At 43.7% G+C, this 24,501-nt stretch carries 21 protein-coding genes; 2 read left to right on the forward strand and 19 right to left on the reverse strand.

Annotated features, from left to right (window positions below; all coding sequences use genetic code 11):
- Nucleotides 1-9: 9 nt before the first annotated feature.
- From ACDD58_RS07990 to ACDD58_RS08005, 4 genes are all read right to left on the reverse strand, one after another.
- Nucleotides 10-510 (reverse strand): flagellar protein FlgN, encoded by a 501-nt coding sequence (locus tag ACDD58_RS07990; protein ID WP_006857375.1) that lies wholly within the window; start codon nucleotides 508-510, stop codon nucleotides 10-12.
- 28 nt (nucleotides 511-538) lie between these two features.
- Nucleotides 539-820 (reverse strand): flagellar biosynthesis anti-sigma factor FlgM, encoded by a 282-nt coding sequence (flgM, locus tag ACDD58_RS07995; protein WP_118598780.1) that lies wholly within the window; start codon nucleotides 818-820, stop codon nucleotides 539-541.
- A 130-nt stretch (nucleotides 821-950) separates the two neighbouring features.
- Nucleotides 951-1,586 carry a GNAT family N-acetyltransferase gene (locus ACDD58_RS08000; protein ID WP_370776847.1) on the reverse strand — a complete coding sequence of 212 codons (636 nt, stop codon included), beginning with the start codon at nucleotides 1,584-1,586 and terminating at the stop codon, nucleotides 951-953.
- Nucleotides 1,587-1,612: 26 nt separating this feature from the next.
- Nucleotides 1,613-3,628: a M28 family peptidase gene (locus ACDD58_RS08005; protein ID WP_370777472.1), complete on the reverse strand. Its 2,016-nt coding sequence runs from the start codon at nucleotides 3,626-3,628 to the stop codon at nucleotides 1,613-1,615.
- A gap of 174 nt (nucleotides 3,629-3,802) precedes the next feature.
- On the opposite strand from ACDD58_RS08005, the gene mscL reads away from it, so the two are divergent.
- The gene (gene mscL / locus ACDD58_RS08010) at nucleotides 3,803-4,063 is read left to right on the forward strand and encodes a large conductance mechanosensitive channel protein MscL (protein ID WP_015521060.1); all 261 of its coding nucleotides are present in this window, start codon (nucleotides 3,803-3,805) and stop codon (nucleotides 4,061-4,063) included.
- A gap of 110 nt (nucleotides 4,064-4,173) precedes the next feature.
- On the opposite strand, the gene ACDD58_RS08015 is transcribed toward mscL, so the two are convergent.
- Nucleotides 4,174-4,860, reverse strand: coding sequence for a DUF6198 family protein (locus ACDD58_RS08015; RefSeq protein WP_006857379.1), 687 nt, complete (start codon nucleotides 4,858-4,860; stop codon nucleotides 4,174-4,176).
- A 249-nt stretch (nucleotides 4,861-5,109) separates the two neighbouring features.
- Here ACDD58_RS08015 and ACDD58_RS08020 point away from each other — a divergent pair, with 249 nt between their 5' ends.
- Nucleotides 5,110-6,006 carry a LysR family transcriptional regulator gene (locus ACDD58_RS08020; RefSeq protein WP_370776850.1) on the forward strand — a complete coding sequence of 299 codons (897 nt, stop codon included), beginning with the start codon at nucleotides 5,110-5,112 and terminating at the stop codon, nucleotides 6,004-6,006.
- Here the strand turns inward: ACDD58_RS08020 and bsh are convergent.
- From bsh to ACDD58_RS08090, 14 genes are all read right to left on the reverse strand, one after another.
- Nucleotides 6,003-6,977: a choloylglycine hydrolase gene (gene bsh / locus ACDD58_RS08025; RefSeq protein WP_370776853.1), complete on the reverse strand. Its 975-nt coding sequence runs from the start codon at nucleotides 6,975-6,977 to the stop codon at nucleotides 6,003-6,005. The two genes, ACDD58_RS08020 and bsh, sit on opposite strands and share 4 nt — an antisense overlap.
- Nucleotides 6,978-7,029: 52 nt before the next feature.
- Nucleotides 7,030-7,566 carry a hypothetical protein gene (locus tag ACDD58_RS08030; protein WP_195522648.1) on the reverse strand — a complete coding sequence of 179 codons (537 nt, stop codon included), beginning with the start codon at nucleotides 7,564-7,566 and terminating at the stop codon, nucleotides 7,030-7,032.
- 142 nt (nucleotides 7,567-7,708) lie between these two features.
- Nucleotides 7,709-8,461, reverse strand: a complete 753-nt coding sequence (locus ACDD58_RS08035; RefSeq protein WP_370776856.1) for an MATE family efflux transporter — start codon at nucleotides 8,459-8,461, stop codon at nucleotides 7,709-7,711.
- Nucleotides 8,462-8,802: 341 nt separating this feature from the next.
- Nucleotides 8,803-9,405 (reverse strand): pyridoxal 5'-phosphate synthase glutaminase subunit PdxT, encoded by a 603-nt coding sequence (gene pdxT / locus ACDD58_RS08040; RefSeq protein ID WP_370776859.1) that lies wholly within the window; start codon nucleotides 9,403-9,405, stop codon nucleotides 8,803-8,805.
- A 110-nt stretch (nucleotides 9,406-9,515) separates the two neighbouring features.
- The gene (pdxS, locus tag ACDD58_RS08045) at nucleotides 9,516-10,406 is read right to left on the reverse strand and encodes a pyridoxal 5'-phosphate synthase lyase subunit PdxS (RefSeq protein WP_015559695.1); all 891 of its coding nucleotides are present in this window, start codon (nucleotides 10,404-10,406) and stop codon (nucleotides 9,516-9,518) included.
- A gap of 231 nt (nucleotides 10,407-10,637) precedes the next feature.
- The gene (rsmH, locus tag ACDD58_RS08050) at nucleotides 10,638-11,690 is read right to left on the reverse strand and encodes a 16S rRNA (cytosine(1402)-N(4))-methyltransferase RsmH (RefSeq protein ID WP_015559694.1); all 1,053 of its coding nucleotides are present in this window, start codon (nucleotides 11,688-11,690) and stop codon (nucleotides 10,638-10,640) included.
- Between the two features lie 375 nt (nucleotides 11,691-12,065).
- Nucleotides 12,066-13,646: a glucose-6-phosphate isomerase gene (locus tag ACDD58_RS08055; RefSeq protein ID WP_117920303.1), complete on the reverse strand. Its 1,581-nt coding sequence runs from the start codon at nucleotides 13,644-13,646 to the stop codon at nucleotides 12,066-12,068.
- A gap of 205 nt (nucleotides 13,647-13,851) precedes the next feature.
- Nucleotides 13,852-14,994 carry an N-acetylglucosamine-6-phosphate deacetylase gene (gene nagA, locus ACDD58_RS08060; RefSeq protein ID WP_370776863.1) on the reverse strand — a complete coding sequence of 381 codons (1,143 nt, stop codon included), beginning with the start codon at nucleotides 14,992-14,994 and terminating at the stop codon, nucleotides 13,852-13,854.
- Nucleotides 14,995-15,094: 100 nt separating this feature from the next.
- The gene (gene nagB / locus ACDD58_RS08065) at nucleotides 15,095-15,820 is read right to left on the reverse strand and encodes a glucosamine-6-phosphate deaminase (RefSeq protein ID WP_370776866.1); all 726 of its coding nucleotides are present in this window, start codon (nucleotides 15,818-15,820) and stop codon (nucleotides 15,095-15,097) included.
- 19 nt (nucleotides 15,821-15,839) lie between these two features.
- Nucleotides 15,840-16,988, reverse strand: coding sequence for a BadF/BadG/BcrA/BcrD ATPase family protein (locus ACDD58_RS08070; protein WP_117920158.1), 1,149 nt, complete (start codon nucleotides 16,986-16,988; stop codon nucleotides 15,840-15,842).
- 172 nt (nucleotides 16,989-17,160) lie between these two features.
- Entirely contained in the window at nucleotides 17,161-18,948 is a 1,788-nt protein-coding gene (gene ilvD, locus ACDD58_RS08075) for a dihydroxy-acid dehydratase (protein ID WP_370776868.1), read from the reverse strand.
- Between the two features lie 145 nt (nucleotides 18,949-19,093).
- Nucleotides 19,094-20,449: a GntP family permease gene (locus ACDD58_RS08080; RefSeq protein WP_117920160.1), complete on the reverse strand. Its 1,356-nt coding sequence runs from the start codon at nucleotides 20,447-20,449 to the stop codon at nucleotides 19,094-19,096.
- Nucleotides 20,450-20,676: 227 nt separating this feature from the next.
- Nucleotides 20,677-21,381 (reverse strand): FadR/GntR family transcriptional regulator, encoded by a 705-nt coding sequence (locus ACDD58_RS08085; RefSeq protein ID WP_117920162.1) that lies wholly within the window; start codon nucleotides 21,379-21,381, stop codon nucleotides 20,677-20,679.
- 76 nt (nucleotides 21,382-21,457) lie between these two features.
- Entirely contained in the window at nucleotides 21,458-24,496 is a 3,039-nt protein-coding gene (locus ACDD58_RS08090) for an AAA domain-containing protein (protein ID WP_370776871.1), read from the reverse strand.
- Nucleotides 24,497-24,501: the final 5 nt, after the last annotated feature.

A 24,501-nucleotide genomic window follows, 5' to 3' on the forward strand; every position in this document is an offset into this window, starting at 1 on the left:
CTGCTTTTACTATTGCTTCGCGTCGAATCCACTGCTGCCTAAGATATCGCCTGTATTATAGGCATTCTTATCATAGTTGGCAGTCTCAGGTGCCTGTCGCGTGCTTCTCAGCAAGGTAAGGTCAAATTCCACCATCTCCAATGCCTGTTTTAAAAGTGCCTCATTCTGTCTGTTTAGCTGCTGCATCTTAGCACCGGCCTCAAGCAGCCTGTCACGCTGTCTGGTAAGTGCTTCCTGTTCTTTTGGCTGCTTGTTAAGATATCCGATCATCTTTGTGATCGTCATCTCTTCCGGGCTCTGACCTAAGACAGTCGCCATATCCGTCAGGACACGGTTTCTTTTATTGGAAAGATTAAGAAGCACGCTCGCAGCATCCTGCTCTCTCGTCGTAACATCCGTAAGATGTTCGATATTGCCCTGCACCACTGCGTCTGTTTTTTCAGTCGCAAGTGTGATCAGTTCCTGATACTGCTTCTCCTCTTTACCCAGCACATCCAAAAGCTCTTCCATTAAACTAGCCACAGATTCATCCTCACTTTTACTTTACTAAAGCATTGTACTTTTCTAATAACTTATTCGCGAAATCATTCATATCCACGTTATAATTACCAGAGTCCAACCTTTCCTTAAGCTGTGCGACTCTATCTTCCCTGATATCCGAAGCATCTGCCACTGCCTGCTTTGCGATCTGGTAATCACGTCCCATAGAAGAGATCTGCACTTCGTCGCGTCCGGAGCCGAGCTGCTTTGTGCTCTGCACTTTCTGCGTCTTCTCTCTATTGTAAAGTTGTGCCACCTGATTATAAGCTTCTACTCGCATAATGGCATCTCCTTTCTTCCTTGAAATTCGCTTTCTAGTGTTTATATCGGACGAATCATTTTTTTCATTAGCGCAAATATGAAAAAAGAAAATGACAGGTCACCACTTTTCGCAGTATCCTGTCATTTTTCTACTGGTATTCACGGATCAGGCAGTATTGTTTCAGTGGGAAGTTCTTCTCCACAATTCCATACACCTGAAATCCAAAGTTTTTATAAAAATCAACATTTTTTTCATTGTGTGTTTCCAATGATATCATCATATGGTGTTCCTGCGCATACGCAATCGTTTCATTTAAAAGTTCCGCAGCGATCCCATGATGCTGCATATCCGGATCAACCGCCAGATAAATAATATGAAGGCGCTGGGTCTGATGTAACTGATCCGTCCAGCTTGAGTTTAAATAATCCCCGCCTTTTATGAAATTGTGAAGTGTTACAAGCGATGGGTCTTCTTTGATCAGAAATGCATCCGTATGGATCGTTGCCCATGACTCTGTCAGGAAAAAATGAAACATATTGATGTGCTCTGCTTCATCCGACACAACAAGAATACTGTTTAGTTCCTTACTGTCCGCAAAAATCTCACAGGTTTCATAAAATTCATCCATATCGCATTGAAACAGTTCCGGCATCAGCCTTTTTCTTACTTCGGCATCCGGGATCAGTGTTTCATAGAGTGGATCATGCGCAAAACAGCGGTATAAAAGCTGCTCTAATTTTGGCAGGTCCTCGCGCTGTACCCGGTATAATTTGTCCGATTTCATATTTTTCTTATCCCCTTTTTATTGTATCAGAACATTTCCTTTACCGTCTGACTGATTTCTTTTAAGGTCTCGCAGAGACGTCTGGTCTGTTTTTTATAGCATTCCTTTAAGTAATGCAGTTCTTCCCGGTAATCTGTGTCTGCTTCTTTTCTCTTTTTCAGCAGGCATTTCACCACATGGTAGAGATCCTCATGCTCTAACAACCGGCCATAACCCCATTTTAAACGCTCCTTCGGCTGGTTGAACACATAATCCGTAAAATGGCGGTAGACATATTCATCAAACATAAACGCATACGCATTGTTATCCACCTGATAAATTTTTTCCAGTGCGTTATCCACATCAGACTGTTCCAGAGCGTTTATAGTGTCCTGCAATAAGCCAATATTTTTCCACAATATCTCATGTGGGAAAAATACCTCTCCATACCAGTCAATGCGGACAAAATGATCCTGCTCCTGTTTGAATTTTACAAGCAGTTGTTTTTCTCTTTCCCTGTTTTCCGCAAAGAGCTGCTCCGCCTCTTGCATGTTACCTTCTGCAAGAAGTGCGTGGTAGCGGGTATTGATAGCGGCAGTCTCTTCGTAAGACTGTTTTGCTTTTTCCTGTGTCTCTTCTGTTACCTGAATTAATTTTTTTGTGATTGCAGCGATCTGTTCCTGTGTTTCTTCCACTTTCGCTGCGATTTCACTGCCTCCGGCAAGTATGCGCTCTAACACCGGTGTAAAATCAAGCGGCACAACTGCCGTTTCATCCAGTGCTAAGATCAGCAGTGTGAACAGCTCATGGTGCAGCCGGTAAACCGCCTCATCATAAAAATCATCATTATCAAACTGGGAATGGTAATGTGTTTCCATGAAACTTCCGCCGGTAAAATCATTGACCATGGAAGGGATTCCTGCGATTGCCATCGAAAAATCATCTGACCAGGTTTCGATCGGTGCCGTCACGCTTGTCATCTCAGGATAAGCCTTTGTCAGTTCCGGAAGTCCGTCTAAATATTCTTTTATATAATGTACATATTCATAACAGCAGCGGATTCTTGCACGCGTGCCGTGTGCCAGCGCCGGCAGCTCAAAATTCAGATCTGCGATCACTTTTCCGACCCATTCCGGATGTGCGGTAAAAATCTGCTCGTAAGCTCCGGTCGACCAGTCAAAGTTGGAATCAACAACGCCCCATTCCTCTGCCGCCATCGCACAGAACACGATCGTGTTGTTCGGCTTGAATCCGCTTTCAATCAGCGTTTTTGCAATGCCAAACATCATGGCGACTGCCGTATTATCATCTTGAAATCCACTGAAATAGGAGTCATAGTGTGCAGATAACAATACCATGCGCTCCGGGTGTTTTCCCGGAATACAGCCTGAAATGTTATAAGTCGTGCAGTCACGTTTTACCCGGCTGTCGGCTTTCAACCATACGGTTGCTTCTTTCTCTCCATCCAGCAGTTCCCGCAATAATGCAGCATCCTCCCTTGAGATGGAAAATGCCGGTGCATCCTCCGGTCCGGCGATATCCTGTGCGTTGAGTGCCCTCGCATCGACTTCTCCATAACCGCCACACTGCACAGCGATCACTGCCGCCGCACCTTTTAAATGTGCCTGATAAACCGGATAATTGATCCACCACTCATCTCTCTGGTTGATATCCACTAACACCAGTTTTCCGGTTACATCTTTCCCTTCATAATCCGCTTCTGTTCCCTTTCCAAGATACATCAGGGAAAATGCCTGCTCACCGTCCGTTACAAAATCTGTCTGATATGCCCCGAGCAATGCGGTATGCCTTTTTCCCTCTTTCGTTTCAAACGTAAGCTCCGCATTTTCAAACTCCCAGCCATCCACGGTAACCGCATTTTTACATACATCCGACAGTCCAAGTTTTTGCATCTCATCCTTTAACATTTCCCCTGTCAGGAATTCTGCCTTCGAACCCGCAGGACGGTAACCGAGTTTCTCGTTTGAGCGAAACTGCTCCATCCGTTTTGCAAGCTGGTACGAGTAATCCGTATCAATATTTTTTATGACCGCTTCCTGCATTGTCATGTGTGTCACACCTTCTTTTTTGCTTCTATTTTTGCTGTTTTTTGTGTTATCTATTTCTTTTTGTGTTCAAATTATTTCCTGTTTTTGATTATAGCACACTTTTTTGTTATGAACAGTCTTGTGGGGGGATTTTGAGCCGATATAATTATGTGGATGGGTTCGATTCGGATGGACATGGCTGTCGGTATTATTATCGGCGGTGCTTTTACAAGTATTGTGTCGTCACTGGTCGAGGATATTATCAACCCGTTTCTTGGAATTTTCGGTGGCATGAATTTTGACAAGCTGCACTGGAATATTGTTGGGGATGTCACATTGAATTACGGAAAGTTTCTGACTGCCGTGATGAATTTCCTGATCATGGCTTTTGTTGTATTTATACTGGTGAAAGCGTTAAATACCGCTGCCCGCATTGCACCTCTATCTTAGATGCAAAGGCAGTGGAAGCATTTGAGAAAAATTTGTAATTTTCATTTGCCACAGCAGATGAAAATTCAGGTAAGTAATTATACGAAATGTGAATGATACATTACACTAGTTCAGGCTGTCTGTCTTTGTGTCATGAACGATACAAAGCAGGCATGTCTGTCCATCCATTTTCCGATCAGTCCGATCACTTTTCCCATAGTAAATGCGGCTAAAATAGTTCCGATCCCAAGGCCGTCAAGATGTCCTAAAAATGCAAAGGTCAGTCCGGCTGTCACGGCAAGGCAGGTAACATCAAATCCAACTTTGATCTTAGAATAGGTAACGGATGTGATATCCGACAATTCTCTCGGGAATAAATCCGTCGGTATGATCGGCAGTTTGCATCGGTTCGACAAAGCAATTCCAATACAGAGCAAAATATAACTGATCAGAAAATAGATTACACGATATCCCGGCGTCAGCGGCAAAACATTGATCCAGCTCTCATGCACATCCAATAATTCGCTGAATGCAAATCCCACTACAAAACTGAACAGATACTGCGGCACAAATTTTTTCCGCAGGATCATGAGACTTAGCACCAGAAGTCCTTGAAATATATAAGTCCAGGTTCCAAGCGATACGCGTGTGAAAACTTCGGAAAATGCATACGGCACGCTTGATATTGCCGAGATGCCTGCACCGGAATGCAGCATCAGTACAACACCAAGACTATTGATGGCAACTGCGACCATGAGTGCAAGTTCCCCGCGGACCGTGCGGCGGGATTTTTCTTTCTGTATTTCTGTTTCTTTCATTTTAAATATTTCCTCCCGGGGAAGTTTTTACAGAAGTCCTGCTTCTGCATTTATGGTCATCCCCAAATTTCAGAAACACTTTACACCTTTCTAATCCATTTAACAAATCAATAGTTTTTATAGTTTGATAGACAGTATCTATTAATTGTGATAAAATAAGCAAAACAGGGAGGAAAATCCTCTCCTCGCCATTGGGCAAATTTTACCATGTAAAATTGGATTTTGCTTCGCAAAACAAGGAGGATTGCCATGAACTTATTCCAGCTTCGTTATTTTGTAACTTTAGCAAAAATGCAGCACTACACAAAGGCTGCACATGAACTTTGTATCACACAGCCGAGTTTAAGCCATGCGATCTCGCAGTTGGAGGCAGAACTTGGCGTGGCACTTTTTGAAAAAAGCGGACGCAATACTACACTCACAAGTTTTGGGGAAGAGTTTTTAATCTGCGCAAACCGCACGCTTGCCACATTGGATTCCGGAGTTTCATCCCTGCAGCGGAGCGCACGCGGTGACGGATTGATCCGGCTTGGCATGCTGCGTTCCCTCGGTGTCAGTTTCATTCCGCAGCTTGCCGCGCGTTATCTGGCATCCCATCCTGAGCATGATGTGCGTTTTACATTTCATACCGGCTCGACCGGCGATCTTGTCAACGGTCTCTCGGCAAGGGATTATGATCTGATTTTCTGTTCCATGCCGCCGGAGACAGAATCGTTAGACACTGTGCCGATCACCCACGAGGATCTGGTACTTATCGTTCCAGACCATCACCCACTGGCAGCAAAACAGTCCGTTGCATTGACGGAAACGCTCATCTATCCACAGATTTATTTTTCCCACGGTTCCGGTATGCGTGACGTTGTGGACCATCTGTTTTCACAGATCAATGCAGTACCGCAGATTGCCTATGAGACAGAGGAAGCCGAGGTGATTGCGGGACTCACTGCACAGGGTTTTGGCATTGCCGTCGTTCCTTATATGGATCTTTTATTAAAGCTGGATGTGAAGATTCTGCAGATCAGTGCGCCTGTATGGGAGCGTAATCTGTATATGATTCATGACCGGCAGGCGTTTATGCCGCCTGCCGTAAGAAATTTTCGTGAATTTGTTTTAAAAGAATGTGAGTATCCTATGATACCAGATTAATTCTGCCACAGGATCTGTTGTTTTGTGAGCATTGGATAATGCACCGGAACACTTCCTTCAAGATCTTCTCTGTGCATGTCCACCGCCGTGATCTGGCTGTTGGAATATGTGGTGTAGTAATAAATTCCACGGCTTGCATTACAGCAGGAGGTGTAGATCGTGATCTCATATTTTCCATCGGATACCTCGCAGCAGCCTCTCTGCTGGTCGACAGATTCTAAGATATGGAAAAACTGTGCCACACTCTCCTCCTCGGAATCGTCAGAAACTGCGTTCATTTTTGTAAACGCGACTCTCGCAAAACGGGAAGCTGATGAAAGATCACCCGGCAGTCCTAATGCTCCCATGCCACGACTGTACATATTCAGATCCAGTTTATCCGTAAAATGATTTTCCGGCTGTTTTGGTGACAGTCCCATGTAATTATTCAGCATAAACATCTGCTGTTCAAACGGAGGATTGTTTGTCAGAACACCAACCGGGTTTTCATGGATATGCAGACCGTTCTTCATAGACTCAACAGTAATAGAACCGTTCTTATCGGAAATGATCCAGTGAAGCATGCCGGATGGCAGATTCTCACTGAACGGTGTATCCACAATATTTAAGTCTGCGATCAGATTCCGCACTTCGTCTAATGAAGCACACTGTGAAAGCACCCACGGAATAAATTCAAATGATGCCACATTTTTTTTGCCTTTTTCTTCCTTATGGTAATATGCATTGCCGACAAAATTAAGTCCCGCCATGCCGACACCTTTTTCATTCACAGCATCATAATAAAGCGGATAATCTCCTGCCATATGCGCCATGCCAATGATCGCATAATGTTTTTCCAGATTTTCCGTATGACGGAAATGAAACGGATAATTGCGCGGTGTTACCGCAATTTCCTCGCCATAAGAAAATTCATAATCTAATGTTCTTCCAAAATAAAAGTCTTTCGTCAGGTAAGTTGCTGCTGTACACATAAAATTCTCCATTCTTATATTGTTTTCAAGCCGGGGCTTTCGTGCGAAAAATCTAGCCAATCTCGTCCACGTTTGCCCCACGCAGTTTAATTCCGTCTGTCTGTTTTAAATCCTGCTGGTATGGATTCGACTCATTATAATATCTGATCTGTGTGTCCGTCACACCACCGGAAATATAAGAACGGCCACATTCCGGGCAGACCGATGTCTGGACTCTGACGGATGCAGATACCACTTCGCCGTTTTGCGTGGCAGCTTTGTGATACGCATTGGAAACATGCTGCCCCTCATGTGCCCTGACAGCAGAAGATGCCGCTTCCGGTGAAATATGCGCAGCATTTTTAAAGGAAACGTTCGCTTCGTTAGAGCCATCAACATATTTGCGGTTTTTACAGGTCTGGCACTCCGTGGTCTTAGATTTATCGACCGCGCCTTTTTGTCCCAGTTCATCTTTATTATTAACATTATTCCGCTGATTTAAATTATTATCATAGGAATCTGTGATATTCCATTTGTATCCATCCACGCCACCGATCATAACGCTCCTCCCCTCCATCCCCATAGGTCTTTTATACCCAAGATTCATCATACGGCAAATCTGCAATTCAATATGCCAATTTTTACAGTTGAGATAATATGCGACAAATACGAAATTCATCCTACTAATTTTCATAACTGTCGGTTTCAAAATTGCTCGTTCACCTTTATTATACGCCCGATCTTACCGTCTTTCAATCCGTCTTCTGATTCTCATCCATAAAACAGCCGACAAAATGTTGCTGGTCACACACTCCGCTCAAAATGCCGTCTTTGCAGGTAAAATATTGGATGGAAATGGAAAAACATTTACTTTTCTTTAAAAAATACCACAGGTAATAGATGCTTGCCAAAATATTTCCGATTGTCGTCGCAACTGCGGCTCCCGCAGCTCCCATCCCCATACCGCTGATCAACACCGGATCTAACACGATATTGGCGACGGTGCCGATCATACTGCCGATCATTGCCTCCTTGCTTGCACCCTCCGCGCGCACAACAAAACTTGCCGCTGCAGACCAGATGATAAACGGCGCCCCGTATGCAATGTGAAAAGTGTATCCTTTTGCATAGAGAAACGTCTGCTCGTTTGCCCTGAACATATTTAAAACCGGCATCATAAATACCATTAAAATGACTGCAAGTGCCACACCGACGATCAGTGACGCATATGTCGCAAACGCGGATGCCTGTTTCATTCTTTTTTCATTTTTCCCGCCCATCGCCATGGAGGCAGGCGCACTGCCGTCCATTCCAAACATGTTAGCAAATGCCATAAACAATATGAAGATTGGATTTGTCAGGCTGACTGCCGCCACCTGCAGCGGATCGCCGGTCTGTCCGGCGAAAAAAGTATCCGCCATGTTGTATACAACTGTTACCAGACTGCTGATCACACTCGGGATCGCCATCTTTGCAACCGCCTTCGGGACGGGAAGGCTGCTCATCAGTTCATTTTTTCTCCTTTCTTTCGGTGGTTTTTCATGAAAAAACGCTTTCACACTAATTACCATTTCTACACCGATATTATCCTCAATATATAATGGGCGAAAGTTCCTTTGTCCAAGTCTCTTTCGCCCATTTCTTCTTTCTTTTTAACATTTTCACAGCCATTTCGGGCGAAAACATCTTCTGTTCTCCTGTTTTCGCCCTGATTTTTTCATTTTCGCGGGCTATTGGCTTCATCCTTATAACGCTTTCGCCCATTCTCTTCTAAATCTCCATTAGACTTCGGTAAAAATGGATGAATCTCTTTCATTTTCCGTTCACTTCGCCAATTTTTTCTTTCTTATACACCCTGCACGATTTCATTTAAGAAATACGCGTGCACCCTTGCATCTTCACTCACTTCCGGGTGAAAACTGAGCGCAAGCTGGTTTTTGTAGCGGACTGCTACCGTATTGCCATCCACTATCGCCAATGTCTCCACCTGCGGATTTAAAATTTCATCAATATATGGTGCACGGATAAAATTCATCCGGTAAGTTCCAATGTGTGCAATCTCTGCGTCCGTGACAAAGCTTCCGAGCTGTCTGCCATAGGCGTTGCGTTTCACGCTTACCGGCAGTGTCTTTAAATAAGCCCTGTCATCATTGGAAACACGTTCTGCTAAAAGGATCAGTCCTGCACAGGTCGCAAGCACCGGTGTACCCGCTTCGATCAGTTCTTTTAACTGGTCAGACATGCCAAGGTCTCTAAGCAGTTTTCCCTGTACCGTGCTTTCACCTCCGGGAAGCACGATCCCCTGCAGTCTGCCATTCTGCACAGTCTCTTCCAAATCCTTTTTCTGACGGATCAGGAATGTATCCGCACCAAGCCCGTCAAGCATCGCCTGATGCTCCGCAAATGCGCCCTGCACCGCAAGGATTCCGATTGATACTTTTTCTGACATGATAATCTCCATTCTTGCGCTGTTTTTTGCGCATCTCAAGTTTGTGCGTAAGCACAAATCCTGCGTGTGAAAAATCTTATTTTTCACACTTATCTCCATTTCTGAGCAATTTATTTCCCACGCTCTGCCATAAGCAGCTGTATCTCATCCTCGTTGATGCCAACCATCGCTTCTCCTAAATCTTCAGATAACTCTGCAATCAGTTTTGCATCATTGTAATTGGTCACTGCCTGTACGATTGCTGCTGCACGTTTTGCCGGATTGCCGGATTTAAAAATACCCGAACCTACAAATACGCCCTCGGCACCAAGCTGCATCATCAATGCTGCATCTGCCGGAGTTGCCACACCGCCTGCCGCAAAGTTTACAACCGGAAGTTTTTTGTGGTCATGCACATATTTTACAAGATCATATGGAACCTGAAGCTGTTTTGCCGCCTCAAAAAGTTCATCCTCACGCTTTGCCGCAACTGCCGCGATCTCGGAGTTGATCAGTCTCATATGATGTACCGCCTGAACCACATCACCGGTTCCCGGCTCCCCTTTGGTACGGATCATCGCTGCGCCCTCAGCGATTCTTCTGAGTGCCTCGCCTAAATTTTTTGCTCCGCAGACAAACGGCACCTGAAATTTTGTCTTGTCAATGTGGTAAACATCATCTGCCGGAGAAAGCACTTCACTCTCGTCGATGTAGTCGATTTCTAATGCCTGTAAGATCTGTGCCTCCGCAAAATGACCGATTCGGCATTTTGCCATAACCGGAATGGAAACTGCACCCTGGATCTCTTTGATCAGCTTCGGATCACTCATTCTTGCCACGCCGCCCGCTGCTCTGATATCCGCCGGGATCCGCTCTAATGCCATAACCGCACATGCTCCTGCCGCCTCTGCGATCTTTGCCTGCCCGGCATTTGTGACATCCATGATGACACCACCCTTTAACATCTGTGCCAGTTCACGATTTAATTCATACTGCTCTTTTGTATTATTTATATTACTCATAACTAACTTTCTCCTTTTTCAGACAACCAGTTTGATTTCTGCGCAGTTTTTCAAACAGTTACTCTGTATCAATTTCTTTCCGGATCCTGATATTATGAAGTATAAGAAAAAACTGGATGTACGAAAACATCCAGTTTTTTCTTTTTCAACCATGCCAGTTTGTAATTGACATGATCTGAGCATTCATTTTTTATTTCAATCCATGATACCATATCAGCACCAATAAATCTTCTATGCCCGAACCGCCCAGCGCATCTTGGTAGACCTTGCCCTTCCGTTCTGGGCACATTCCTGTGCGCTCGGTCTTACCACATCTTTGGAATAGTCTGCATATATGCCAGCCCGATAGCCTTCCTTTAATGCTTTTTTTACCAGCTTATCCTCTCCGGAATGGAATGTAAGGATTGCCACACGTCCGCCCGGTTTTAGGGCATCCGGCAGTTTTTCCATAAACTCGTATAAAACCTCAAACTCACGGTTCACATCGATGCGGAGCGCCTGAAATGTACGCTGACAGGTCTTTTTGATCGTGTCCTTTTTTTCTTTTTCCGGCAGAAAATCCAGTGTTTTTTCGATCACTTCGCGCAATTTTGTCGTCGTGTCGATCCGGTTGCCTTTTCGGATCTCGTCAGTGATTGCCTTCGCAAGTTCCTCACAGTAAGGTTCATCGGAATTTTCATAGAGCATTCCGGCAAGTTCCTCCCTTGTGATGGTATCAAGACGTTCTGCCGCGCTGATTCCTGCTTCCTGATTTAAGCGCAGGTCAAGTGGGCCATCCACCTTAAATGAAAATCCACGCTTTGGATTGTCGATCTGCATGGAAGATACACCCAGATCCGCTAAAATGAAATCAAAACCGCCGACTTCTTTTGCGATCTCATCGATCGTACAGAAATTCTGCAGCCGGATCGTCAGGATATCCTCTCCATACCCGAGTTCTTCCAGTCTCTTTTTCGTCTTGGCGGACTCCTCCGGGTCAACATCGGTTGCATAGATATGCCCCTGTCCGTTCAGACAGGCAAGCATTGCTTTTGTATGCCCTCCATATCCTAACGTAGCATCAAAACCGGTCTCGCCCGGCTGGATCTTTAAGGTATCAAGGATTTCCTGCACCATAATGGAAATATGCATTCCTGCCGGCGTATTTCCCTTTTTGATGACATGTTCGATCGTATCCTGATATTTTTCCGGCTGAAGTTCTTTATATTTCTCTTCAAACTTCTTGGGGTATTTTCCCTTGTAACGTACACGCCTCTTGTGCGGTGTCTGCTGTTCCTGTTCCATATGTCTGTCCTTTCTGTTTCCAAATCATGGTTTCAAAAAAATATTTCTTATGATGATCTCAAAACCATCCTTTTCCATCAGCAACTAATGTCTTTCATTATAATTGCTGGATTGGAACAATTCAATGCCTGATTGCTTTGCGCATTATAAAAAATCCCACAACACAAAAAATGCCCTCTTCTGAGAGACATTTACCCGCCTGCTTAGAAAAGAGCATTTTTACTTCATCTGAAATTGTATTCACTGACAAACTGCATGTAATCTCAAATTACATGTAATCTCAAATTACATGTAATCCCAAATTATATGTAAGCCTAAATTACATGTAATCCTAAATTACATAGAATCCCAAGTTTACACCATCATCCGTATCTACTAGATATTCAGCAGATCACTAAATACTTTCAGTGCACCGTCTGTCTCATGTGCAAGAACACGTTTTGCAAGGACTTTACCAAGCTGAACACCTTCCTGGTCGAAGCTGTTTACATTCCATAAGAATCCCTGGAACATGATCTTGTTCTCGAAGTGTGCTAATAACGCACCAAGAGAACCAGGATTTACCTGATCACCGATAATGATGCTGGATGGACGGCCGCCCTCGAAGTTCTTGTTGCGGTTCTCATCGGATTTACCACATGCAAATGCAACGATCTGTGCTGCAACGTTTGCACACAGTTTCTGCTGGCTTGTGCTGTCCTGGATCACAACATCAGTTCCGATCTGGTTATTTTTAAATCCAACAAACTGTAACGGAACAATATCTGTTCCCTGATGTAATAACTGATAGAAAGAATGCTGTCCGTTGGTTCCCGGCTCACCAAAGATTACCGGACCTGTCGGATAGTTTACAGGTTCACCGAAACGGTTTACAGATTTACCGTTTGACTCCATGTCAAGCTGCTGTAAATGTGCCGGGAAACGGTTTAATGCCTGGGAATATGGCAATACTGCGGTGCAAGGATAACCTAATACGTTACGCTCATATACACCGATCAAAGCATCGAGCATCTCCGGGTTCTTTAATACGTCTTCATTTGCAGAAAGTTTATCCTCAGCGGCTGCACCCTCTAAGAACTGTGCAAATACTTCCGGTCCGAATGCAAGTGATAAAACAGCACCGCCGACTGCAGATGTGGAAGAGAAACGTCCGCCGATATAATCATCCATAAAGAAAGCTGCCAGATAATCATCGCTCTTTGCCAGTGGAGATGTCTCACTGGTAACTGCGATCATGTGTTTCGAAGCATCAAGTCCTGCTTTCTTTAATGCGTCTTTTACAAAAGATTCATTTGTCAGTGTTTCAAGTGTGGTACCTGATTTAGAAACCAGTACGAAGATAGAATGAGCCACATCGATGGAATTTAAAACTGCTGCTGCATCATCCGGATCAACATTGCTGATGAATTTTGCTTCCATTTTAAAAGTATTATTTTTCTTTGCCCAGTTTTCTAATGCAAGATACATTGCGCGAGGACCGAGGTCACTGCCACCGATACCGATCTGAACAACTGTTGTAAACTTCTCACCTGCTGCATTGGTGATCTCACCTGCATGTACTTTGTTTGCAAAATCAGCGATTCTGTTCTGCTGCTCTACATAAAAAGCACGTTTGTCCACGCCATCAGCGTTTACAGCATCACCGAGCTGTCCACGTGTCATATGATGAAGTACCAGACGTTTTTCACCGGTATTTACAACTTCTCCATTGTAGAGAGCCTTAAACTTCTCTGCAAGCTGTGCCTCTTTTGCAAGTTTTACGAGTGCATCAAGCACGTCATCATCAACAGCTTTTGCTGCATAATTGTAAGAAAAGCCCTCCGCCATAGGAATGCTGTAATTTTTTACACGCTCTGCACCGTTCTCGCCTGACATTACTTCTGCAAGGTTTACACGGGAAGCCTTTGAAAGTTCCTTATAAGAATCAAGGGTATCTAAGTTGTTCCAGGTAATCATAATGTCCTCCTTGTTTTTCAGAGAAAATGTGCTTTCCATAAAAACACGCATTTTCATCTGTAAATAAATTTTTAATCACTTAAAATTTTTTTAGCTTAAGTGATTATACTATTAAATATCTGCAAGTTCAAGACTCTGCCCGAATATCACGAAAAATTACTAAAAAAATGTAAAAATCATGCACTTTTTACCATATTTATATTCTTTATATTGACATTATTCTACCTTTTTGAATGATATTTCTGATGTTTAATTTCTGATCCAGCAACAGCACATTTCCATAATTGCCAACTGCGATCTTACCATAATCTTCCTCCACACCAATGGCTCCTGCCGGATTTTCCGTTGCCGCTAACACTGCCACTTCAAGTGGGATTCCCATGTTCTGCACACAGTTTTTCATGCAGTCAAACAGATTTGTGACACTGCCCGCAATGACACCCGGATCTTTTGTCAGGACTGCTTTTTTCCCTTTTACGGTCACATCCTGTCCACCAAGCTGGTAATCTCCGTCTAAAAGTCCTGTTGCTTCCATGCTGTCAGAAATCAGTATCACTTTATCTGCCCCGAAGATGCGGAATGTGGTTCTCACCATCGCCGGATGGATATGGATGCCGTCTGCGATCAGCTCCACCTCTGCCCCCGCCTCAAGTGCCGCTATGACTGGTCCCGGTTCCCTGTGATTGATTCCAGGCATGGCATTATAGAGGTGTGTCATGTGGCTTGCACCTTTTTTTAATGCCTTACACGCCGTATCATAATCACAACAGGTATGTGCAATGGAGATTTTTACTTTATCATGGCACTGCTCAATAAATTCCATGGCGCCCTCTCCCTCCGGTGCGATGTCTACCAGCTTGATCAGTCCGCCGCTTCTTTCCTGCAGACGCAGAAACATTTCTTTATCCGCCGGCATGATGTATTCCGGATTCTGTGCACCGGCTTTTTTTATATTGATAAATGGTCCTTCCATATTGATGCCGACTAAATCTGCTCCCGTATCTTCCTGATAGTCCGCTGCCTTATCCATGATATGTCCTAAAATTTCTTCATTATAAGACATGGTTGCCGGACAGATTGCAAGAACACCGTTTTTTGCTTCATACTCCGCTATTTTTAACAATTCCTCTTTCGATGCCTGACAAAAATCATAACCTACCGCTCCATGGAAATGGATATCCACAAGCCCCGGTATCGCATACATTTCCGCTCCATCAACCACATCCTCCTCTTTGGCTTCCAGTGCACCATTCTCTGCAATCTCTGCAATGCGCTCGTCTTTAATTCTGATATCCTTCTTTTCAAACCTGTGGTCTGATGTATAAACCATTGCATTTTTGATGATCATAATTAATCTCCATTTCTGCGCTGCTTTTAAGCGCATCACAAGTTAAATCTTGCATGTGAAAAATGTATTTTTCACACTAATCTCCATTTCTACGCTTCTTTTAGATCTCAGTAAGCGCTTCTTCATCTGCGATCAGTGTGAAATCCGGATGCATCTGCAGGATCGATGCAGGAACTTCCGGTGTCACAGGTCCCATAAATGCTTTTTTGATGATATCGGCTTTGTTCTTTCCATTTGCGATCATAATAACTTTTTTTGCCTGTATGATCGGCAGGATGCCCATGGTATATGCCTGACGCGGAACTTCATCCTTACTCTCAAAAAATCTCTTGTTTGCCTCGATCGTGCTCTCCGTCAGTTCCACACAGTGTGTATTTTTTTCAAAATGATCCGCCGGTTCGTTAAAACCGATATGTCCGTCCAGGCCAATTCCAAGAAGCTGCATATCAATACCACCGGCAATTTCGATGATCTTGTCATATTCCCTGCAGACTTCCTCACTGTTAAGATTTTCTCCGTTTGGAATGAAAATGTGGTCTTCCCTTACATTTACATGTTTAAACAGATTTTCCTGCATAAAACTCCAGTAGCTCTGTTCGTGGTTTCTTTTGATTCCTCTGTATTCATCCAGATTGATCGTCGTAACCCCGGAAAAATCAACCTCACCGTTGTTATATGCTTCCACGATCTTTTTATATGCCCCCACAGGTGAACCACCGGTAGCAAGTCCTAAAACCGCATCCGGTTTTAAATTTACCTGTCCTAAAATCAAATTTGCTGTCTTTACAGAAACCTCATCATAGTTTTTCACTTTAATAATTCTCATGTTATTTTCCTCCCTCTCCCTACTGGTATGAATCATATGACATCATAAAACGTTCTTTTACCGGCTTTGTATCAACCCCACATAACAGGCAACACATGATACATGCGCCATATACCGGCGGATAGTCCGGAACGTCTAATTCAATATCCGGATGCAGCATCTCTTTTAGCATTTCCCGGAATGCCGGTTTCTGTTTTAAAATTCCGCCGGATGCAACCACATATTTTCCGATATCATAATGATCCACGGCAAAATTGATAAGTTCCGCTAAACATGCTGCATTGTTCTTTAAAATCTGCTCTGCAATCTTATCTCCATTTTCATATGCCAGAAATACGCATGGTGTAAAGGATGCAATGTAGGACTGGTTTTTGCTGTAGATGTCCTGGATGCTCTCCCATACCGTATTCCCTAATTTTTCCTCAACAAGATCCGTCAGTATCGTATGTTCTCCGATCCCGTCCCTTGCATCCTGCGCTGCACAGATCGCATCCCGTCCGATGTGGTAGCCGCTGCCGCCTTTATCAAGCAGATAGCCGCGCCCGCCAAAATGCTTTAAATTTCCATTCTGGTTTGCGTAAATGATCATTCCGGTTCCGCTGATCGCAGCCACACACCGGTCAAGATTTTTTCCACAGGCAATGACGTTATAGATGTCATTTTCGCACTGGATTTTTACTTTCGGATATTTTTCTTTTAACATCTTTTTGATCTTTGATGTATTGTTTCCGGAATCTAATCCTGCAGCACCCACAAAGATTCCGCTGATCTTCCCCTTGATCTTCATGAGCGTATCAATGCCAAGCTGCAGGATGTTCATTGCCTCCTCCATTCCTACCGTATTCGGATTGCAGCCGTCTAATACGATCCGGTTTAAGATCCGTCCACTCTCAGAAAATAAGACAAACTCGGTTTTTGTTCCTCCCCCGTCAATTCCGATCATCATCTTTTCGCCTTCACTGCTCTCTCCGATCAGTGTATCAATGGATACATCTAAAATCTCTGAAATTACACAGAGATTCTCGATACTCGGACAGGACTGCCCGCACTCCCACTTCGATACTGCCTGCGGGCTGATCCCTAATTTTTCTGCAAATTCATACTGGTTCATTCCCCTTTTGTTCCGGTATGTTTTAATGTTCTCCGCCATTGTCATGATATCAAACATTTCGCATCCCCCATTTCGTTTTTTCTAATTTCATTATAAAACTAATAGTTGTTATTTCAAGCATGTACTAGTTGTTATTTCTTTTTGTGCATCAATCATTAGTTGATATATAAATAGAAAAACAGAGCGGATATCGTACAAGTACAATACCGCTCTGTAAAAGTTATACTTTTTAGTCCATATAAGCACCCTTCATCGCACTGGTCGCGTGCTGTGCATACAGTTTTAACAGACCACGTTTATATTTGCTGGTAAATCCTTTCCAGTTCTTTTTCCGCTCCTCTAAAATCTGTGCTATTTCTTCCTCTGTCTTTTCCTCACCTTTCACACCTACGATCGCAAGACGGCGGTTTGCAACATCAAGTTCAATGAGATCTCCCTCTTCCACAAATGCGATCGGGCCGCCGGCTGCTGCCTCCGGAGATACATGTCCTACGACCGGTCCTCTGGATGCGCCGGAAAAACGTCCGTCTGTGATCAGTGCAACACTGGCTGCAAGTTTCGGGTCAGAACAGATTGCCTCGCCGGTGTAGAACATCTCCGGCATACCGCTGCCTCTCGGTCCCTCGTAGCGGATAAATACAGCATCCCCCGGAACTACTTTACCCTTTAAGATCGCATCGATCGCTTCTTCCTCACTGTCATAAGGTTTTGCATTTAATCTTGCATGGAACATTTCTTTCGGACAGGCAGTGTGTTTGATGACTGCTCCCTCCGGTGCAAGGTTGCCACGCAGAATCGCAATACTTCCATCCGTACCGATCGCATGGTCAAAGTCTGCGATGATATCGGTACGTTTAATTTCTTTTCCGATCAGTGCTGATTTTTCTTTTAAAATTGCATCACAGTGTTCGTAAAAACCGTTTTTCTTTAACTCTTCTAAGTTTTCGCCAAGTGTCTTTCCGGTAACTGTCATCACATCAAGGTGGAGCATGCTCTTGATTGCTTCCATGACTCTCGGCACACCGCCTGCATAGTAGAAATACTGTGCCGGCCAGTCTCCTGCCGGGCGGATGTTTAGCAGATAATGTGCACCGCGGTGCATTCTGTCAAAAGTATCCGCATCAATTTCAAAACCAAATTCGTGAGCGATTGCCGGAATGTGCATAACCGCATTGGTAGAACCTGAAATCGCTGCATGTACCATGATCGCATTCTCAAGGCTTTCCATCGTAACGATATCTTTTGCAGCAATGCCCATCTCGACTAATTTCATCAACTGTTTTCCCGCATCATAAGCAGCCTGCTTTAACTCCGGTGCAGTCGCCGGCATCAGCGCTGTTCCCGGAAGCATCAGTCCGAGTGCCTCCGCCATAACCTGCATCGTTGAAGCAGTTCCCATAAAGGAACATGCGCCACAGCTCGGACATGCATTGTGCTTGTAATAACGAAGCTGTTCTTCCGGAATCTCACCACGCTCATACTGTGCGCTGAATTTTCCGATCTGCTCTAAAGTTAAAAGCTCATTGATCTTGCAGCCCGGATCATTTTCTACATATTCCGGTTTTACAACGGTTGCTTCCATAACTCCGCCGGTCACAACGATCGCACTCATTTCTTTTAAACGACCGATACTCATAAGCATCGCCGGCATTGCTTTATCACAGCTTGCGATAAACACTCCGCCGTCAAAAGTTGTTGCGTTCGCCTGTGCTTCCACAAGGTTGGTAATCGCATCTCGGTGTGCTAAGGAATAATTGATTCCATCATGTCCCTGTGACATGCCATCACACATATCTGTCGCATAATAACGCGCTGCTTTTCCGCCGTTTTCGTCAACACCTTTTACTGCTTCTTCCACAAAAATATTTAAATGACTTGAACCCGGATGACTGTTTCCATAAGTGCTCTCTATGATGATCTGCGGTTTGGAAAGCTCCTCCTCTTTCCATCCCATACCCATGCGGAGCGGATCCATCTCCGGTGCAAGTTCTCTTACTTTCTGACTTCTTAATTCCATATTAATCTCCATTCCTGCGCTGCCGTCCATCGCATCTCAGGTTTGTGCATAAGCACAAATTCTACATGTGAAAAATGTATTTTTCACACTAACCCTATTTTCTGCGCTACATTCGCGCATCTTAAGTTTATTTTTCACATTTCTTCTATACAAAGAAAGAAATAATAAGTGCTACGATAAATCCGGTTCCACCAACTAATGTCTCCATGATTGTCCATGTTTTTAAAGTAGTTTTCTCATCAAGTCCGATCAATGATCTTACCAGCCAGAATCCGGAATCATTAAAGTGTGAGCAGACTGTCGCACCACCAGCAACGGCTGCAACCACACATGCAAGATACATCGGTGATAAGGATGCAATCTCTGGCATTGCTGCTACGATTCCTGCTGCCATGGTCATTGCTACGGTTGCAGAACCTACACAGATTCTGACAAGTGCTGCAACTAAAAATGCTACAACAACGATCGGCAGATTTACGGATGCGACTGCATTACCAATGATCTCACCTAAACCGGAATACTGTAAAATGTAACGAAGCACACCGCCGCATGCTGTCACAAGAAGGATCAGTCCTGTCGGCTCTAATGATTTTGTGAGGATCTTCTCTAATTCTGCCATAGAATAACCATGTCTGGTTCCAAGGATAAACATTGCTGCTAATGTTGCAATCAGGAGTGCTGCAAACGGCTGTCCTAAAAAGTTAAACAGCGGCTGTACACCTGCTAATGCCGGTACCACTCCTGCAACGGATTTTAATATGATAAGTACCAGAGGAATCATGATAATGGTAACAACGGATGCAAAACTCGGAAGTTTGGATTCATCGATATCTTCCTGATTTGCGATCTGCTCCGGAACCGGAACATAAAATTTCTTCCCACAGATAGCTCCCCAGACCGGACCTGCAACGATCATTGCAAAAAATCCACAGCATACACCGACTAAAATAACCCAGCCAAGTTCCACGTTTAACATGGTAGCAACTAAAACCGGTCCCGGTGTCGGCGGAATGAATGCATGTCCCACGGCAAGTCCTGCTAAAAGCGGGATTGCATAAAACAGGGATGATTTCTTTGTTCTTTTGGCAAGAGAAAATGCCAGCGGAATTAAAATGATAAGTCCTGCATCAAAAAATACCGGGATGGAAATAACAAGACCGGTGATTCCAAGCGCCCATGCAGCCTTCTCATCTCCAAATTTCTTTACCATTGTAACTGCCAGCGTCTGTGCTCCACCCGATGCTTCCAATATCGCACCAAACATGGAACCTAGTCCTACCAAAAGAGCGATTCCTTTTAGCGTGTTTCCTATACCATCATCGACCGCTGTTACGATCTCTTCAAATGGCATTCCTGCGATCAGTCCGATTGCAATCGCACCGATTAAAATGGAAAGCATGGCATGAACCTTAAATTTGATAATCAGAACTAACAACAATGCCAGTCCGATAATTGCTGCGATAACCAGTCTTGTGGTATCTAATTCTGCGACGTTACCCATGATATACCTCCTTATCAACTTTCGTATGACGTCTGATGTTTTGTTATGTTTATTCTATTTTACAGGGCATTTTTTGTCAATACATCTGATGTCTAGTTCTTTAAAACCTCTTTTTTAGACAAAAAAACAAGGCTTTTCTCTTAAAAACAGCCTTGTTTTTTGTGTATTTTTCCGATATTGCCTTATATTATCAGCACCTGGCGGATGATCATAGGACGTCTTTGCATCTAATTCTCTTTTTTCAACGCCTCTTCCTGTTTTTTCAAAATCATCTGACGATTATAATTAAGGTGCATGATCATAGCATATTTTGCCCCTGCACTGTCCCCCCTTAAAATTGCATCCGTGATCGCACGGTGCGTATCGATCGTCTCCTCTTTTAACTGGCGGTGTGTCAGATTCACGAATGTAATGACCGCTGACTGGATGATCGGCACAAGTTTTTCGATCACTTTATTTTTGCTGCAGCGCGCAATGCAGGTATGAAATTCCACATCCTTCTGAAGGTGGTTCTCTCCTGCAAGATAAAGTGTTTCCACCTCATCACACAGACGTTTTAACTCTGCTTTTTCCTTGTCCGTGGCATTTTCGCTTGCTAACATTGCAATCTCCGGCTCTAACATCAGACGCACATTGCAAAGGTCAAGCGCCAGTTCAAATTTATCCGTAAACTTTGAAAGCCCAAGCGGATCATCCTCTAATCGGTTTGTCCCGATCACATAGGTTCCGGACCCCCGGCGGACTTCAAGCACTCCTTTGGAAACCAGGCTTTTTACAGTTTCACGTACCGTACTCCGCCCAACACCAAACAGTTCTGCCAGCTCAAATTCATTTGGCAGCTTCTCACCTATTTTTACCGGCGTATGTAAAATATAGTCCATCAATTCTTCTTCTACATGCGGTGCTAACAATTCCCGGCTCTTTTTCTCCATATTGTTTCATTTTCTCCTTTGTGCTGGATGATTTCTAAAGACATCATACCACTTTTTTCCGGATGTTTGGAAACTTTTATCTCGCCTTCGCAAAATATTCGTTTAATATCTCTTTGATATAGTGATAACGTCTCGCATAGGAATTTTCCACGCGGATGATCTGCATATGGTGTGCTTTGCAGATTTCATTTTTCTGTCTGTCCCTCTCCCGCACCACCTCATCCTCAAAATGCTCCTTGCCGTCAAGTTCGATCGCAAAAACAGGCATCTCCTGTTTTCCTCTTTTTTCGTAGACAACAAAATCAAATCTTCCCATATAAAACAGGTTATCGTAAGTGACATTTTCCTTAAACACCTGTGATATGGCGACCTCTTTGTGAATCGTGTATCTGTTTCTGGTGAGCCAGATATTTTCCAGCGCATGTGTCAGATTCTTTAAAAATGCAGTTTCTGTCTCTGTGGAAAACGGCTGTATTCCAAGTGCCCTCGAACTGACATGTTTTTCCGTGATCTTTGATTCACCGTTCGTTTTCACATATTGCACCAGCTCGTATAGGTCATCATCCTCATTTCCCTGATGAAGACGTTCTAATTCCTTTTCGTCTGCTAAAAGGATCAGCTTGTCTTTCGCCCGCGAAGTTGCGACATTGATCAGCTCTTTATTATTTTTAAGCCAGTCATAAGTGCCTTTCCCGGTCCGGTCACTGAGTGCTGTAGAAAACAGCACTACGTCCTTCTCATCTCCCTGAAACGCATGTACCGTCCCACACACAACATGTTCAAATCCATTTTCTCTGATCCCCTGCTCAATCAACATCCTCTGATTTACAAACGGTGTAATGACAGCAATGCTTTTATCCTGATTTTCCGCTGCATAATGCATAATCTCTTCCACTTCTGCGGGTGAGGTATTTTTGATGTCACTTTGACCTCCAGCCACATTTACATAGACAAGCGGCTGTTTTTCCCTGCTGTCAGAATGCACCTGCAGCTTTGAGTTATAATATTTTTTATTGTTAAAGTCGATAATTTTTTCATTACAACGGTAATGATTGCGCAGCAAAATCTCATCACTGACCGCATCACAGGCAAGATAAGTCTTATAAATAGAATTTTCGCGGTAATCATATTCATCTGCGACATGGTATTTTCTGCGCAGCCTGCGGTTAGTAAGCTCATCTAATAAGATCACAGGCTTTAACTGCTGCGGATCTCCCACCAGCATCAGTTTTTCGCCACGGATAATAGGCACTAACGAAATTGCTACATTGCACTGGCTTGCCTCATCCATGATCGTCATGTCAAACAGTGGTTCCGGTTCCCCTAATTTATGGGCGGAAATGCAGGTCGTTATCATGATTGGAAATACCTTCTGCAATTTTTTCACGTTCTCTGATTTCTGCAGATACTTGTTAAATGCCACCGCCTGCTCATTCGGATCGTCATCATCATCCAGAATTTCCCGCAGATCCCCAAATCTGTTACTTTCCAGCTCCTTGATGTATTTTGCTGACATATAAAATAGATACTGATAAAACTCTTCCTCATTACGGTCTAGGAGCACCATCGCATCCTGCTCGGATATCTCACCGATCTTTTTGATTTTTTCATCCAGATTCCGAAGCTGGCGTCCCTGAAGATCTGCATGAAAATGAAAGAGTGTTGCGACATTTTTCATCCGCTCCTGATATTCCATTACCTGTGTCAGCGTCTCTTTACGTTCTGTCAGATCTAAGATTTCCTCATACTCCTTTAATCTGCCGGAAAGCTGTTTTGCACGGTCGATCCTGTCACCCTTCCGCCGGTCTAACGTAGACGAAAACACTTTAATTCCCTGCACTTCTCTCCGAAGCTGATTAATATAGCGGATGCATTCTTTTACCTTATCCTGGTTTCCAAGGCGTAATACTGGAAATGCGATTCGTTTTCCTTTATAGGTCAGGGAACTTAATTTTTCAAATACGTTGTCTATGGGAACATTATTGTAGGATGCAAACAACACCGTCATATTATTAAAAAACGCCGTTACGATCGTATTTAAGATTGTATTTGTCTTGCCGGTTCCCGGCGGTCCCTGAATATAGGCAAGCGGATATTTCATGGCATTATTGATGGCAAGAAGCTGGTCAAGATTGATATTGCGATTTAACAGAGCGATCGGATACGCTTTCGTTCTTCGCGGTCGCTCTAAAAGATCTCCGAAAAAAGCACGGATTGGAAAAGTAATCTGTTCTTTTTCGTACATATCAAGGATTGCCTTATATTCCTCATGCAGGTTCAGTACACAGTCCATACCAAGTCCAATGACATAGGGCATATCATCCACAACCGATTTTGATCTGCTTTTTTCTGCGATAGCATCTTTTATTTTTTCAAGATTTGTTTCAAAATCGGACAGCAGTTCATATTCATCCGCATCTAAATATCTCCGGATACTTTCCTGTGTTCCTCCTATGGTAAACTGCGTGCAGACCGTGATATCCTCATCCGGTTTAAACGCTTTATTTTTCACATCAAGATTCAGATTCCGGTATGCAAGTACATACAAACCCTTTTTCGTATGGATACTTAAAATATTAAGCGCCAGCTTCTTTATATGGAGTGTCTTTCCCTGTTTATCCTCCCGGCTCATCCTCCACTGAAAGTTCGTCACAATTTCCTTAAACTGCTCCTCCGACAACTGGTACTCTCCGTCACGCACCCGGTCGCCATCTATATAATGCACCAGCTCATAATCTGTGGTATACGGCGTGGCATCCAGTTTGCTGCACATTTCCAGATAACTTAGTATTTTTAAATTAGCCGTGTTTGCAAAAAGGTTCTGATAACGCTCCGGATGCAGTGCAATGTCTTCGGTCAGCTGTTTGTTTTCCGGACAATAAGAACCTTCTATAACCTCGGTAGACAGGATAGCATCAATATAAATTTTATCGTATTCTTCAATCGTGCACCTGTTCAGATGAAGTCCTTCTACTTTCAGTGTCCGGTTACGTGGATCTAAATCCCGGATTCCGATCCAGTAGTTTGTATGTTTGCCTTCTTTGTTCAGATATTCAATTTTCAGCCATTTTCCTTCATGAATGGCTTTGAAGATATCCCTGCATATACTGTTCATATAAT

It is taken from the genome of Roseburia sp. (genome assembly GCF_041325975.1).
GTDB lineage: Bacteria > Bacillota > Clostridia > Lachnospirales > Lachnospiraceae > Roseburia > Roseburia rectibacter.